At 59.9% G+C, this 15,132-nt stretch carries 12 protein-coding genes; 9 read left to right on the top strand and 3 right to left on the bottom strand.

All coding sequences use genetic code 11. The features are described from left to right. The first annotated feature begins 85 nt into the window (after window positions 1-85). The 4 genes from map (at window position 86) to AC3ITY_RS05700 (ending at window position 6,076) form a co-directional block, all read left to right on the top strand. Window positions 86-868, top strand: coding sequence for a type I methionyl aminopeptidase (gene map, locus AC3ITY_RS05715; RefSeq protein WP_489308073.1), 783 nt, complete (start codon window positions 86-88; stop codon window positions 866-868). Window positions 869-909: 41 nt separating this feature from the next. Beyond that, window positions 910-3,612 carry a [protein-PII] uridylyltransferase gene (locus AC3ITY_RS05710; RefSeq protein WP_489308072.1) on the top strand — a complete coding sequence of 901 codons (2,703 nt, stop codon included), beginning with the start codon at window positions 910-912 and terminating at the stop codon, window positions 3,610-3,612. A gap of 180 nt (window positions 3,613-3,792) precedes the next feature. Further along, window positions 3,793-4,992: a succinyldiaminopimelate transaminase gene (gene dapC / locus AC3ITY_RS05705; RefSeq protein WP_489308071.1), complete on the top strand. Its 1,200-nt coding sequence runs from the start codon at window positions 3,793-3,795 to the stop codon at window positions 4,990-4,992. Between the two features lie 268 nt (window positions 4,993-5,260). After that, window positions 5,261-6,076, top strand: a complete 816-nt coding sequence (locus tag AC3ITY_RS05700) for a M12 family metallopeptidase (RefSeq protein WP_489308070.1) — start codon at window positions 5,261-5,263, stop codon at window positions 6,074-6,076. A gap of 113 nt (window positions 6,077-6,189) precedes the next feature. Here the strand turns inward: AC3ITY_RS05700 and AC3ITY_RS05695 are convergent, their stop codons facing one another. Together AC3ITY_RS05695 and AC3ITY_RS05690 are read right to left on the bottom strand one after the other, a co-directional pair. After that, window positions 6,190-7,821: a Na+/H+ antiporter gene (locus AC3ITY_RS05695; RefSeq protein WP_489308069.1), complete on the bottom strand. Its 1,632-nt coding sequence runs from the start codon at window positions 7,819-7,821 to the stop codon at window positions 6,190-6,192. A gap of 136 nt (window positions 7,822-7,957) precedes the next feature. Further along, window positions 7,958-8,104 carry a hypothetical protein gene (locus AC3ITY_RS05690; protein ID WP_489308068.1) on the bottom strand — a complete coding sequence of 49 codons (147 nt, stop codon included), beginning with the start codon at window positions 8,102-8,104 and terminating at the stop codon, window positions 7,958-7,960. Between AC3ITY_RS05690 and AC3ITY_RS05685 the strand changes: the two genes are divergently transcribed. From AC3ITY_RS05685 to AC3ITY_RS05670, 4 genes are all read left to right on the top strand, one after another. Further along, complete coding sequence (locus AC3ITY_RS05685) at window positions 8,088-8,450, top strand: ArsC family reductase (protein ID WP_489308067.1); 363 nt, start codon at window positions 8,088-8,090, stop codon at window positions 8,448-8,450. The genes AC3ITY_RS05690 and AC3ITY_RS05685 overlap by 17 nt on opposite strands. Before the next feature lie 32 nt (window positions 8,451-8,482). Beyond that, the gene (gene dapD / locus AC3ITY_RS05680) at window positions 8,483-9,517 is read left to right on the top strand and encodes a 2,3,4,5-tetrahydropyridine-2,6-dicarboxylate N-succinyltransferase (RefSeq protein ID WP_489308066.1); all 1,035 of its coding nucleotides are present in this window, start codon (window positions 8,483-8,485) and stop codon (window positions 9,515-9,517) included. A 165-nt stretch (window positions 9,518-9,682) separates the two neighbouring features. Further along, the gene (locus AC3ITY_RS05675) at window positions 9,683-10,888 is read left to right on the top strand and encodes an aminotransferase class V-fold PLP-dependent enzyme (protein ID WP_489308065.1); all 1,206 of its coding nucleotides are present in this window, start codon (window positions 9,683-9,685) and stop codon (window positions 10,886-10,888) included. After that, window positions 10,885-11,289, top strand: coding sequence for a SufE family protein (locus tag AC3ITY_RS05670; RefSeq protein WP_489308064.1), 405 nt, complete (start codon window positions 10,885-10,887; stop codon window positions 11,287-11,289). The genes AC3ITY_RS05675 and AC3ITY_RS05670 overlap by 4 nt, the downstream gene beginning before the upstream one ends. 102 nt (window positions 11,290-11,391) lie before the next feature. Here AC3ITY_RS05670 and tcdA read toward each other — a convergent pair whose 3' ends face one another. Then, window positions 11,392-12,210, bottom strand: coding sequence for a tRNA cyclic N6-threonylcarbamoyladenosine(37) synthase TcdA (gene tcdA, locus AC3ITY_RS05665; protein ID WP_489308063.1), 819 nt, complete (start codon window positions 12,208-12,210; stop codon window positions 11,392-11,394). Between the two features lie 264 nt (window positions 12,211-12,474). Between tcdA and AC3ITY_RS05660 the strand changes: the two genes are divergently transcribed. Next, window positions 12,475-15,066: a glycosyltransferase gene (locus AC3ITY_RS05660; protein ID WP_489308062.1), complete on the top strand. Its 2,592-nt coding sequence runs from the start codon at window positions 12,475-12,477 to the stop codon at window positions 15,064-15,066. Window positions 15,067-15,132: the final 66 nt, after the last annotated feature.

Genomic DNA, 15,132 nt, shown 5'->3' with positions numbered 1-15,132 from the left:
GAATCGCATTTTTCAGGGCCGCGAAGTTCGATTGCGCAACGCCCTTTCCGTTTAGAAAGCGCCGCCTGGCGCAGAGAGAGCCTGTATGACCGTCACCCTCAAAACCCCCGAGGATATCGCCAAAATGCGTATCGCCGGCAAACTGGCCGCCGATGTGCTGGAAATGATTGCCGAACATGTCAAGCCGGGCGTTACCACCGATCAACTGAACCAGATCTGCCACGACTACATCGTCAATGAGCAGAAAGCCATCCCTGCCCCGCTCAACTACAAGGGCTATCCGAAGTCGATCTGCACGTCGATCAACCATGTGGTCTGTCACGGCATCCCGAACGACAAGCCGCTGAAGGATGGCGACACCCTGAACATCGACGTCACCGTCATCAAGGACGGCTACCACGGTGACACCAGCCGCATGTTCCACGTCGGCACCGTGCCGGTCTGGGCCGAGCGCCTGTCCCAGGTGACCCAGGAATGCATGTACAAGGCGATCGAGATCGTCAAACCCGGCTGCCGCCTGGGCGACATCGGCGAAATCATCCAGAAGCACGCGGAAAAGAACGGATTCTCGGTGGTTCGCGAATTCTGCGGTCATGGTATCGGCAAGGTGTTCCACGAAGAGCCGCAGATCCTGCACTACGGCCGCGCTGGCACCGGCATGGAACTCAAGGCCGGCATGACCTTCACCATCGAGCCGATGATCAACCAGGGCCGAGCCGACACCAAGGTACTGGGCGACGGCTGGACCGCGATCACCAAGGACCGCAAGCTCTCGGCACAGTGGGAACACACCCTGCTGGTGACCGAAACCGGTTACGAGATCTTCACCCTGCGCAGAGATGACACCATCCCTCGCGTTTCGGCCTGATCCCGCCACCGAACCTCGCCTATAGAAAGGAAAGCCAATCGATGCCGCAGGTGGATCCCGAACTCTTCGACCGAGGCCAGTTCCAGGCTGAACTGGCCCTGAAGGCAAGCCCGATCGCGGCCTTCAAGAAGGCGATCCGCCAGGCCCGCGAGGTGCTCGACACTCGATTTCGCAGCGGCCGGGACATTCGCCGGCTGATCGAGGATCGCGCCTGGTTCGTCGATAACATCCTGCAAAAGGCCTGGGAGCAGTTCAGCTGGAGCGAGGACGCCGACATCGCGCTGGTCGCGGTCGGCGGCTACGGCCGTGGCGAACTGCACCCTTATTCCGATATCGACTTGCTGATCCTGCTGGACAGCGCCGACCACGAAGTTTTCCGCGACTCCATCGAGCGTTTTCTGACGCTGTTGTGGGACATCGGCCTGGAGGTCGGCCAGAGCGTTCGCTCGGTCGAGGAGTGCGCCGTCGAGGCCCGTGCCGACCTGACGGTCGTCACCAACCTGATGGAAAGCCGCACCATCGCCGGCCCCGAGCATCTGCGCCAGCGCATGCTGGACGTCACCAGCACCTGGCACATGTGGCCGAGCAAGGACTTCTTCCTGGCCAAGCGCGCCGAACAAAAGGCCCGCCACCACAAGTACAACGACACCGAATACAACCTTGAACCCAACGTCAAAGGCTCACCCGGCGGCCTGCGGGATATCCAGACGATCCTGTGGGTGGCCCGTCGCGAGTACGGCACCCTGAATTTGCGGGCACTGGCTGGCGAAGGATTCCTGGTCGAGAGCGAAAATGCCCTGCTCGCCTCTTCCCAGGAGTTCCTGTGGAAGGTTCGCTATGCCCTGCACATGCTGGCCGGCCGCTCCGAAGACCGCCTGCTGTTCGATCACCAGCGCACCATTGCCGGGCTGCTGGGCTTCAAAGGCGACGATGCCAAGCAAGCCATCGAAAATTTCATGCAGCAGTATTATCGGGTGGTGATGAGCATCGCCCAGCTCAGCGACCTGATCATCCAGCACTTCGAGGAAGTGATCCTCGCACCGGAAGACGAAGCGCCATCGCAGCCGATCAACTCGCGCTTCCAGCTGCATGACGGCTACATCGAGGCACGCAACGACAACGTCTTCCGCCGCACCCCGTTCGCCATGCTCGAAATCTTCGTGCTGATGGCCCAGCAGCCGGAAATCAAAGGCGTGCGCGCCGACACCATTCGTCTGCTGCGGGAACACCGCCACCTGATCGACGACGACTTCCGCAACGACATTCGCAATACCAGCCTGTTTATCGAATTGTTCAAATGCAAGATCGGCATCCACCGCAACCTGCGTCGAATGAACCGTTACGGCATCCTGGGGCGCTATCTGCCCGAATTCGGTTTTATCGTCGGGCAGATGCAACACGACCTGTTCCACATCTATACGGTCGATGCCCACACCCTGAACCTGATCAAACACCTGCGTAAGTTGCAGTACACCCAGGTGTCGGAAAAATTCCCGCTGGCCAGCAAAGTCATGGGCAAGCTGCCCAAGCCCGAGCTGATCTACATGGCCGGCCTGTACCACGACATCGGCAAAGGCCGGCATGGCGATCACTCGGACATCGGCGCCGTGGATGCCGAGGCCTTTTGCCAGCGTCATCAACTGCCCACGTGGGACAGCCGCCTGATCGTGTGGCTGGTGCAAAACCACCTGATGATGTCGACCACCGCCCAGCGCAAGGATTTGTCCGACCCGCAGGTGATCCACGATTTCGCCCAGATCGTCGGCGACGAAACCCGCCTCGACTACCTGTACGTGCTGACCGTCTCCGACATCAACGCCACCAACCCGACCCTGTGGAATTCCTGGCGCGCCAGCCTGCTGCGCCAACTCTACACCGAGACCAAGCGCGCCCTGCGTCGCGGCCTGGAAAACCCGGTGGATCGCGAAGAGCAGATCCGCCAGACCCAGAGCGCCGCCCTGGATATCCTGGTGCGCGGCGGCACCGACCCGGACGATGTGGAGCAGTTATGGGCGCAGTTGGGTGATGACTATTTCCTGCGCCACACCGCCGGCGATGTCGCCTGGCACAGTGACGCGATCCTCCAGCAACCGGCCGACGGCGGGCCACTGGTGCTGATCAAGGAAACCACACAGCGCGAGTTCGAAGGTGGCACGCAGATTTTCATCTATGCCCCGGACCAGCACGACTTCTTTGCCGTGACCGTAGCCGCAATGGACCAGCTCAACCTGAACATTCACGACGCCCGGGTCATCACCTCCAGCAGCCAGTTCACCCTCGACACCTATATCGTGCTCGACACCGACGGCGACTCGATTGGCGATAATCCGGCGCGGGTCAAACAGATCCGCGAGGGTCTGACCGAAGCCCTGCGCAACCCAGACGACTACCCGACCATCATCCAGCGCCGGGTGCCGCGTCAGCTCAAGCATTTCGCCTTTGCGCCACAAGTGACGATCCACAACGACGCCCAGCGCCCGGTGACGGTGCTGGAGCTCACGGCACCCGACCGCCCGGGCCTGCTGGCGCGGATTGGCACGATCTTCCTGGAGTTCGACCTGTCGTTGCAGAACGCCAAGATCGCCACCCTCGGCGAGCGCGTGGAAGACGTGTTCTTCATCACCGACGCCAACAACCAGCCGTTGTCCGACCCGCTGCTGTGCAGCCGCCTGCAGGATGCGATCGTCGAACAACTGAGTGTCAACCAGGAACCCGATATCAAACTGTCGCGCATCAGCATCTGAATCAACCGACCCCTGTCCGGGGGGCGAACCTGCCCTTTGTAGGAGCTGGCTTGCCAGCGAAGGAATCAAAAGCGCCACGTTTACCCGGTAAGCAAGCGTTTTCGTTGACGCCCATCGCTGGCAAGCCAGCTCCTACAGGAACCAGGGTTTGCCCGCTCCTACACCGAACGAGATACATCGATGAACAACGCTCTGTCCCAGCTCCAGCCCTACCCGTTCGAGAAACTCCGCGCCCTGCTCGGCAGCGTGACACCCAACCCGGACAAACGCCCGATCGCGCTGTCCATCGGCGAGCCGAAACACCGTTCGCCAAGTTTTGTCGCCGAGGCTTTGGCCAGCAATCTGGAAAAAATGGCTGTATACCCGACCACACTCGGTATCCCGGAGCTCCGTGAAGCCATCGCGGCATGGTGCGAGCGTCGCTTCGATGTACCCAAAGGCTGGATCGACCCGGCGCGCAACGTTCTGCCGGTCAACGGCACCCGTGAAGCGCTGTTCGCCTTCACCCAGACCGTGGTCAACCGTGGCGATGACGCGCTGGTGGTCAGCCCGAACCCCTTCTACCAGATCTATGAAGGCGCGGCGTTCCTCGCCGGGGCCAAGCCGCATTACCTGCCATGTCTGGACGAAAACGGCTTCAACCCGGATTTCGACGCCGTGTCGCCAGACATCTGGAAACGCTGCCAGATCCTGTTCCTGTGCTCGCCAGGCAACCCGACCGGCGCCTTGATTCCGGTGCAAACCCTGAAAAAGCTGATCGCCCTGGCCGACGAATACGACTTCGTGATTGCCGCCGATGAGTGCTACAGCGAGCTGTACTTCGACGAACAAACGCCGCCGCCTGGCCTGCTCAGCGCTTGCGCGGAACTGGGTCGCAAAGACTTCAAGCGTTGCGTGGTGTTCCACAGCCTGTCCAAGCGTTCGAACCTGCCAGGCCTGCGTTCGGGTTTTGTCGCCGGAGACGCCGACATCCTCAAGGGCTTCCTGCTCTACCGTACCTACCACGGCTGCGCGATGCCGGTTCAAACCCAGCTGGCCAGCGTTGCTGCGTGGAATGACGAAGTGCACGTGCGCGCCAACCGGGCGCTGTATCGCGAGAAGTTCGATGCGGTGCTGGAAATCCTCAGCCCGGTGCTGGACGTACAGCGTCCGGACGGCAGTTTCTACCTATGGCCGAATGTGGCCGGTGACGACGCAGCGTTCTGTCGCGACCTGTTCGAGCAGGAGCACGTGACCGTGGTACCGGGCTCTTACCTGTCCCGCGATGTTGATGGTTTGAATCCAGGTGCAGGCCGAGTACGCATGGCACTGGTTGCGCCATTATCCGAATGCCTTGAAGCGGCAGAACGTATTCGCGACTTCATAACCCGCCGCAACTGACACTAACAAGGCCTGTACTGTGCAACGCAGTACAGGCCGCCCATCGGCAACAACATCTAACAAGCAGTAACTTTACAGCGTGGCTTTCATTTAAATACTCTCCAACTCGAAACCAATCTATTGATTAGATTAAAACCTCGAAAAGGAGAGCGATAATGCCACATTCAGACCCATGCAAAGTCATATCAAAAATCTTCACCCCCCAATAACTCGTAAATAAATAAAACCAACAAATCTCATTTTCAACAAACCACAACCGATAAAAGACATGGACGCCACCCCTATGAAAAATGGAGCTTGCAGCATCTTTAGAAGCATTGACCCGGTTGCATCCTATGAGGCCGCGATCAATGAACGCAGTGATAATGTCAAATCCAATACTTCCGGACGCACCAAGAGAAGCGTCGCCGTACATACTACTTTCTGGGAGCCTGGGCGCACCCTGAAAATAGCCATGTATGACGAAAACCTGAAAACCATCAACACAGTAAAAAATATTGCGAACAAATGGTTGGCGCATGCCAATTTAAAATTTGAATTCATTTCAGGAGCAGTGGGGGATATTCGTATAAAAATCGAGCCAGATCTAACCATTGACTCTTACTCCTTTCTAGGCACAGATGCGCTGACTCGCCCTCCTGAAGAACCCACTATGAGAATAGCAATACCTCTTGAACATGCTGAGCTTGAAGCCACCGTATTACATGAGTTTGGTCACGCACTCGGCCTCCACCATGAACATCAGCACCCCGACGCAGATATCCCTTGGGATCTGGAAAAAGTCTACGCATGGTATAAAGAAAACTTCGACTGGGAGCGCGAAAAAGTTGACTCAGACGTTTTACCACTACCTCGCTATACAGATTTCACCTATGCTGATTATGATCCCTTGTCAATCATGCATTACAACATCGACAGCAGACTTACCCTAAACAACTGGAGCCACCCAGGAAACTTCACGCTGAGCAAAAAAGACATAGAAGTAATCCGCAAGATTTACCCTCAGAGGATAACATTCATACCGCCCGCACTGGTTGACCTATTCAACACTATAAAGGCGCCACTTGTTGGCAACTCTAATTAAAAACACTCCGAAGATAACCCTCACCCAAAGAAAACTGATCGATTCTTGAGAACTGTTATTTTCAATTTGTCTTCCATGTACGACGCAATGCAACAATGGAAACATGCACTTCATTACTTCACCGCTCCAAGCTTGGCCTCACTCAGGTCCAGTTCCCCCAACACCTCACGCAACACGTCATCACCAATCTGGTGATGGCGACTGAGGCTATACAACTCCAGGCGCTGCGCCCGCAGCGCCTTCAAGCGCAAACGCCGTTCCAGCAGGTCCATCTGAAAGGCCAGGGCCTGAGCTTCAGCGGAATCGTTGAACACCTCCAGCTGGTGGCGATACTCGGACATGATCCGCGCCTTGAGTTCAGCGGCCAGCGCGGACTGGGCGGCGTCCTGTGGGTTGACCTCTTCTGTCTCAAGCGCATGAATGGCCGCCTCAGCGGTCTTGCGCCAAGCGTCGCGCACTTCATTACGCCGCTTGTCGTCCGGGCTGGCTTCGATGCCACGCAACAAAAGTGGCAGCGCGATGCAGGCCGCAATCAACGACAGCAGAATCACCCCGGCGGCGATGAATATCAGCAGGTCGCGCTCGGGAAACGCACTGGCCCCCATGAGCATTGGCACCGACATCACACCCGCCAGCGTCACCGCGCCGCGCACGCCACCGACGGTCAGCAACCAGCAGGAACGCGCGCTCGGCACCCGGGTTATCTCAGCCTTGCCACGCCAGCGCCGCACAAAAATGGACAGCCGCCAGATGCTTTGCACCCAGACGAACCGCAAAACCAGCAGCACCAGGAAAACCGCCACCACGTCCAGCCCGCGATACAGCAGCGTCGGCCACAACGAGACCTCGTGACTGGCCACCGCCTTGATGATGTCCGGCAACTGCAAACCCAACAGCAGGAAGATCAAACCGTTGAACGCAAACTCCAGCAGCGACCAGACACTTCGGTTGAGCAAGCGTGTATTGGTCTGGCGCGGCAGCAGGTCGAGCCAGCTCTGCATCATCCCCGCCGCCACCGCCGAGAGGATGCCCGACACTTCCATTCGCTCGGCCAGCACGTAGGCCGCAAACGGCAGCAGCAACATGAACACCACGTGCGTCGCCGGATCATCCCAGCCCCGCGCGATCATCCACGCCCGCAGGCGGCCGACCAGCCAGCTCAAGGCCACCCCGACCGCCAGACCACCGACGGCGACCAGCACGAACGTCAGGCTGGCATTGGCCAGCGAGAACACACCGGTCACCGCCGCCACCAGGGCAAACTTGAATGTCACCAGGCCTGATGCGTCGTTCATCAGCGCCTCGCCCTGCAGGATGTGCATCAACGGGGTCGGTAGTCGATTGCGGGAAATGGCCGACACCGCCACCGCATCCGTCGGCGACAGCACGGCCGCCAGGGCAAACGCCACCGGCAACGGTACACCGGGCAGCAGCCAATGAATGAAATAGCCGGCGCCGACCACGGTAAACAGCACCAGCCCCACCGCCAAGGTCAGGATCGGGCCGCGCAGGTGCCAGAATTCGCGTTTGGGCATGCGCCAACCGTCGGAGAACAACAGTGGCGGCAGGAACAGAAACAGGAACAGTTCGGGATCGAGGGCTACATGGAGGCCGAGCGTCGGCCAGGCAAGCAAGGCCCCAGCGGCAATCTGCACCAACGGCAACGGCAGCGGAACCACCCGTCCGATCAGGCGCGAAACGCCGACCAGCATCAACAGGATCAGGACGGTGTAGGCGGTTTGCATAAAGCGTGGTTCCCGGACAATCGACAGCATCGAAGTGCCATATTAGCCGCTTAGACTAACGGTGGCCCTTGCACCTATGTCGCACCCGGACCGCGCCAATCCCTGTGGGAGCGAGCCTGCTCGCGATGGCGTCAGGTCAATCAACATTGATTTCGACTGTCATGCCCTCATCGCGAGCAAGCTCCCACAGGTTTTGCGTTTTAACTGAAAGGCCATGGCATAATCCGAGACCTTTTTTATCCAGCACCTGCAAAGGGGGCAATTCCTTGACCGTTTCAAGCAAAACGTTGCACCTTTTCGGCATCAAAGCCTGCGACACCATGAAAAAGGCGCGCACCTGGCTCGATGAACACGCTGTCAGCTATGACTTTCATGATTACAAAGCGGTCGGTATCGACCGTGAACACCTGATCCAATGGTGCAGCGAGCACGGTTGGGAAGTGGTGTTGAACCGTGCAGGCACGACCTTTCGCAAGCTCGACGACGAACGCAAAGCCGATCTCGACCAGACGAAAGCCATCGAACTGATGCTCGCACAACCCTCGATGATCAAGCGCCCGGTGCTCGATCTCGGTGACCGAACCCTGATTGGCTTCAAGCCAGATATCTACGCGGCCGCGCTCAAGTAAGCAGCCCGTTCAATTTTGTTAGAGGTATACACATGTCCACTACCCTGTTCAGCCTGGCCTTCGGCGTCGGCACTCAAAACCGTCAAGGCGCATGGCTGGAGGTGTTCTACGCCGCCCCGGTACTCAAGCCATCGGCTGAAGTCCTCGCCGCTATCGCACCGATCCTGGGCTACACCGAAGGCAATCAGGCCATCGCGTTCAGCACCGCACAGGCCTCGCAACTGGCAGAAGCGCTGAAAAGCGTCGACGCTGCCCAGGCTGCCCTGCTGACCCGCCTGGCCGAGAGCCACAAGCCGCTGGTTGCCACCTTGCTGGCTGACGACGCCCAGCTGTCGTCCACCCCTGAGGCCTACCTCAAGCTGCACCTGCTGAGCCATCGCCTGGTCAAGCCACACGGCCTGAACCTGGCCGGGATCTTCCCGCTGCTGCCAAACGTGGCCTGGACCAGCCAGGGCGCGGTCGACCTGAGCGAACTGGCCGAACTGCAACTCGAAGCCCGCCTGCGCGGCGAGCTGCTGGAAGTGTTCTCGGTGGACAAGTTCCCGAAAATGACCGACTACGTGGTTCCGGCCGGCGTGCGTATCGCTGACGCTGCACGTCTGCGCCTGGGCGCGTACGTGGGCGAAGGCACCACCGTGATGCACGAAGGTTTCATCAACTTCAACGCCGGCACCGAAGGCCCGGGCATGATCGAAGGCCGCGTATCCGCTGGCGTATTCGTCGGCAAGGGTTCGGACCTGGGCGGCGGTTGCTCGACCATGGGCACCCTGTCGGGCGGCGGCAACATCGTGATCAAGGTCGGCGAAGGCTGCCTGATCGGCGCCAACGCCGGTATCGGTATCCCGTTGGGCGACCGCAACACCGTCGAGTCGGGCCTGTACGTGACCGCCGGCACCAAAGTCGCGCTGCTGGACGAGAACAATCAACTGGTCAAAGTGGTCAAGGCCCGTGAACTGGCTGGCCAGCCGGACCTGCTGTTCCGTCGCAATTCGGAGACCGGTGCCGTGGAATGCAAAACCCACAAATCGGCCATCGAACTGAACGAAGCGCTGCACGCTCACAACTAAGCGTTACACGATCACTTGTGTAGGAGCGAGCTTGCTCGCGATGGACATCAACGATGACGCGCGGCACCAGACAGCACGCGTCGTCCATGCGTCCATCGCGAGCAATCGAGCGTCGACCGGCTTCTCCTACATGGGTACGGCGTACCCTCACCAGGGCCCGATAGCATGATGATTCTCTCTCCCTGGCGTGCCGATTTTCCGGCCATCGCCGCCCTGCAACGGCAAGACCAGACCTATCTGGACAACGCCGCCACCACGCAAAAACCCCAAGCCCTGCTGGATGCCCTGGCGCACTACTACGCCAACGGCGCGGCCAACGTGCATCGGGCGCAGCATTTGCCCGGTGCCCACGCCACCCAGGCGTTCGAGGACAGCCGCCGCAAAGTTGCGCAATGGCTCAATGCTGGCGATTGCGGGCAGATCATCTTTACCCACGGCGCGACGTCCGCGCTGAATCTCCTGGCCTATGGCCTGGAACATCTTTTCAATCCGGGCGACGAGATTGTCATCAGCGCCCTGGAGCATCACGCCAACTTGCTGCCCTGGCAGCAACTGGCGCACCGTCGCGACCTGAAACTGGTGATCCTGCCGCTGGATGCCGACGGCGTGATCGACCTTGAAGCCGCCGCCGGTTTGATCGGCCCACGCACGCGTCTGTTGGCCGTCAGCCAGTTGTCCAACGTGATTGGCGCGTGGCAGCCGCTGCCTGAATTACTGGCACTGGCCAAGGCGCACAACGCCCTGACCGTGATCGACGGCGCCCAGGGCGTGGTCCATGGCCGTCACGACGTACAAGCGCTGGGCTGCGATTTTTATGTGTTCTCCAGCCACAAGCTCTACGGTCCCGATGGCCTGGGCGTGCTGTTCGGGCGCAATACGGCGCTGCAACAACTGCGTCCCTGGCAGTTCGGCGGCGAAATGGTACTCGATGCCAATTACCACGACGCACGCTTTCGCCCTGCACCGTTGGGTTTCGAAGCCGGGACGCCGCCGATTGCCAGTGTGATCGGCCTGGGAGCGACCCTGGATTACCTCGCCGGGCTCGATCAGAACGCAGTGTCCGCCCATGAAGCGGCGTTGCATGCCTGCCTGCTCAAGGGCCTTGAGGCGCGCAATGGCATTCGCCTGCTGGGCAAGCCACAAGTGGCGCTGGCCAGTTTTACTGTCGAGGGTGTGCATAACTCCGATCTCGCGCATTTGCTGACTGAACAAGGGATCGCGGTGCGTGCCGGTCATCACTGCGCCATGCCGCTGCTCAAACGCTTCGAACTGGCCGGAGCGATTCGGGTGTCATTGGCGTTGTACAACGATTCCGAAGACCTGGAGCGGTTCTTCGAAGCCCTGGATCAGGCGCTGGAGCTATTGCGATGAACCTGCCTGCTGATGCTGTGACGGCACTGGACACCTTTCACAAAGCGGCCGGCTGGGAACAGCGCGCACGCCTGTTGATGCAATGGGGCGAGCGCCTGCCGGCGTTGAGTGATGCACAGATGTGTGATGCCAACCGGGTGCACGGCTGTGAAAGCCAGGTGTGGCTGGTGGGCGAATTGCGCGATGGCCATTGGCAATTCAGCGCCAACAGTGATGCACGGTTGATTCGCGGGTTGGTGGCGTTGCTGCTGGCGCGGGTCAACGGGTTGTCGGCGGCTGAGTTGCAGCAGGTGAATTTGCCGGACTGGTTCAATCAGTTGGGGCTGGGGCGGCAGTTGTCCGAGTCTCGTAGCAATGGCTTGAATGCGGTGCTTCAGCGGATGCGGGAATTGGCGCAATAAGGGGCCGCTTCGCAGCCCATCGCGAGCAGGCTCGCTCCTACATTGGAATGCGTTTTCCTGTGGGAGCGAGCCTGCTCGCGATGGGGCCATCAGCCACACAAATCAGACCTGAGGCTTGACCCGCTCCGCCGGCCGCCGCACACCCGCCACAATCTTGTCCACAGCCTTAGTCGCCGCGACCATGCCGAAGGTCGCCGTCACCATCATCACCGCGCCAAACCCGCCGGCACAGTCGAGCTTCACTCCATCCCCGACAAAACTCTTCTGCAGGCAAATGCTGCCGTCCGGTTTCGGGTAGCGCAGTTGCTCGGTGGAAAACACGCACGGCACGCTGTAATGGCGGGTCACGGTGCGTGAGAAGCCGTAGTCGCGGCGCAGCGTGGAGCGCACTTTCGAAGCCAATGGATCGTTGAACGTACGATTGAGGTCGCAGACCTGGATCAACGTCGGGTCAATCTGCCCGCCCGCGCCGCCGGTGGTGATGATCTGGATCTTGCGGCGCTTGCACCAGGCGATCAGCGCGGCCTTGGCGTTGACGCTGTCGATGCAGTCGATCACGCAGTCGATGTTCGGCGTGATGTACTCGGCCATGGTGTCGCGAGTAACGAAGTCAGACACCGCGTGCACCGTGCAGTCCGGGTTGATCCCGCGCAGACGCTCGGCCATCACCTCGACCTTGGGCTTGCCCACCGTGCTGTCCAGCGCGTGCAACTGACGGTTGGCGTTGCTGACGCAGACGTCGTCCAGGTCGAACAGCGAAATCTCGCCCACGCCGCAACGGGCCATGGCTTCCGCCGCCCAGGAACCGACACCACCGACGCCGACGATCGCCACATGGGCCGCGCGCAGGCGCTCAAGGCCTTCGATGCCATACAAACGGGCGATGCCAGCAAACCGCGGATCTTCTGTACTCATGACCATTACCCCAAAAACCGGCGCGCATTATAGGGCTGTCGGCGCGCAAGAGCATCATTGCGCTATGAACGGGCAACATCCACGAAAACCACATCGAACAAAGATTTGCCCTACACACTCTAAAGAAAGAACTTAACCCGACTTGGATTGCCCAATGTCCGGCAATTCCCTGTCCGCTGTACGACCAGAGAATGCCCGGTGTAGGATGCGCGCCCCTTGGCGACCGCCAACCGTTCCTTCGTTCCACAGTCTTTGGAACCCGAAATAACTATGTCATCGCGTAAATTTGGACTCAACCTGGTCGTGGTGCTTGCCATCGCAGCCTTGTTTACCGGCTTCTGGGCGCTGATCAACCGCCCGGTCACCGCCCCCAACTGGCCTGAACAGATCTCCGGCTTCTCGTACTCGCCATTCCAGCAGGGCCAGTTCCCGCAGAAAGACCAGTATCCGACCGACGATCAAATGCGTCGCGACCTGGAGATCATGAGCAAGCTGACGGACAACATCCGCATCTACTCGGTCGATGGCACCCTGCAAAACATCCCGAAACTGGCGGAAGAGTTCGGCTTGCGAGTGACCCTGGGGATCTGGATCAGCCCGGACCAGGAGCGCAACGAACGGGAAATTACCCGCGCCATTGAAATCGCCAACTCCTCGCGCAGCGTGGTTCGTGTGGTAGTCGGCAACGAAGCGATTTTCCGCAAGGAAATCACCGCCGCCGAACTCAGCGTGTTGCTCGACCGTGTGCGTGCCGCCGTCAAAGTACCGGTCACCACGTCCGAACAGTGGCACGTCTGGGAAGAGCACCCGGAACTGGCCAAGCACGTCGACCTGATCGCCGCCCACGTCCTGCCTTACTGGGAGTTCATCCCGGTGGACAAGGCTCAGCAGTTCGTCCTCGACCGCGCCCGCGACCTGAAAAAGATGTTCCCGAAAAAGCCGCTGCTGCTGTCCGAAGTGGGCTGGCCAAGCAACGGCCGCATGCGCGGTGGCGCCGATGCCTCACCGGCAGACCAGGCGATCTACCTGCGAACCCTGGTCAACAAGCTCAACCGCCAGGGCTTCAACTACTTCGTGATCGAAGCGTTTGACCAGCCGTGGAAAGCCAGCGACGAAGGTTCCGTCGGCGCCTATTGGGGCGTGTTCAACGCCGCGCGCCAGCAGAAGTTCAACTTCGAAGGCCCGGTGGTCGCGATTCCGCAATGGCGCGTATTGGCCATCGGTTCGGTGGTATTGGCGCTGTTGTCGCTGACCCTGCTGATGATCGACGGCTCGGCCCTGCGCCAGCGTGGCCGTACCTTCCTGACCTTCATTGCGTTCCTGTGTGGTTCGGTGCTGGTGTGGATCGGTTACGACTACAGCCAGCAATACAGCACCTGGTTCAGCCTGACGGTGGGCTTCTTGCTCGCCCTCGGTGCGCTCGGGGTGTTTATCGTGCTGCTGACCGAAGCCCATGAACTGGCCGAAGCGGTGTGGGTGCACAAGCGCCGGCGCGAGTTCCTGCCGGTGGAAGGCGATTCCAGCTACCGCCCGAAAGTGTCGATTCACGTGCCCTGCTACAACGAGCCGCCGGAGATGGTCAAACAGACCCTCAACGCCCTGGCCAACCTCGACTATCCGGACTTCGAAGTCCTGATCATCGACAACAACACCAAGGACCCGGCGGTCTGGGAACCGGTGCGCGATTATTGCGCAACCCTCGGCCCGCGCTTCAAGTTCTTCCACGTGGCACCGCTGGCCGGCTTCAAGGGTGGCGCGCTGAACTACCTGATCCCGCACACCGCCAAGGATGCCGAAGTGATCGCGGTGATCGACTCCGATTACTGCGTGCACCCGAACTGGCTCAAGCACATGGTGCCGCACTTCGCCGACCCGAAAATCGCCGTGGTGCAGTCGCCGCAGGATTATCGCGACCAGAACGAAAGTACTTTCAAGAAGCTCTGCTATGCGGAATACAAAGGCTTCTTCCACATCGGCATGGTCACCCGCAACGACCGCGACGCGATCATCCAGCACGGCACCATGACCATGACCCGTCGCTCGGTGCTCGAAGAACTGGGCTGGGCCGACTGGTGCATCTGTGAAGACGCCGAACTGGGCCTGCGGGTATTCGAAAAAGGCCTGTCGGCAGCGTATTACCACACCAGCTACGGCAAGGGCCTGATGCCCGATACCTTCATCGACTTCAAGAAACAGCGATTCCGCTGGGCCTACGGAGCGATCCAGATCATCAAGCGCCACACCGCCAGCCTGCTGCGCGGCAAGGACACTGAGCTGACCCGTGGCCAGCGCTACCACTTCCTCGCGGGCTGGTTGCCGTGGGTGGCGGACGGCATGAACATCTTCTTCACCGTCGGCGCGCTGTTGTGGTCGGCGGCGATGATCATCGTGCCGCAACGGGTCGATCCGCCGCTGCTGATCTTCGCAATCCCGCCATTGGCGCTGTTCGTGTTCAAGGTCGCCAAGATCATCTTCCTCTACCGTCGTGCGGTTGGAGTGAATTTGAAGGATGCCTTCTGCGCGGCGCTGGCCGGTCTGGCGCTGTCCCACACCATCGCCAAAGCGGTGCTGTACGGTTTCTTCACCAGCAGCATTCCGTTCTTCCGTACGCCGAAGAATGCCGACAACCACGGCTTCTGGGTGGCGATTTCGGAAGCCCGGGAAGAGATGTTCATCATGCTGCTGTTGTGGGGCGCTGCCTTGGGGATCTTCCTGGTGAACGGCATGCCGAGCAACGACATGCGTTTCTGGGTGACCATGTTGCTGGTGCAGTCGTTGCCATACCTGGCGGCGCTGATCATGGCGTTCCTGTCGTCGCTGCCGAAACCGGCCGCCGAGCCTGAAACGGCACCTGTCGTCTAAATCTGCGCGGATGCACTAAACGGCGGCCAATGGTCGCCGTTTTGCTTTAAGATAAGCGCCATTTTG

Source organism: Pseudomonas sp. GL_091 (assembly GCF_057837725.1).
The sequence above is the reverse complement of the archived record's forward strand: the minus strand, read 5'-3'. Positions and strand labels throughout refer to the sequence as shown.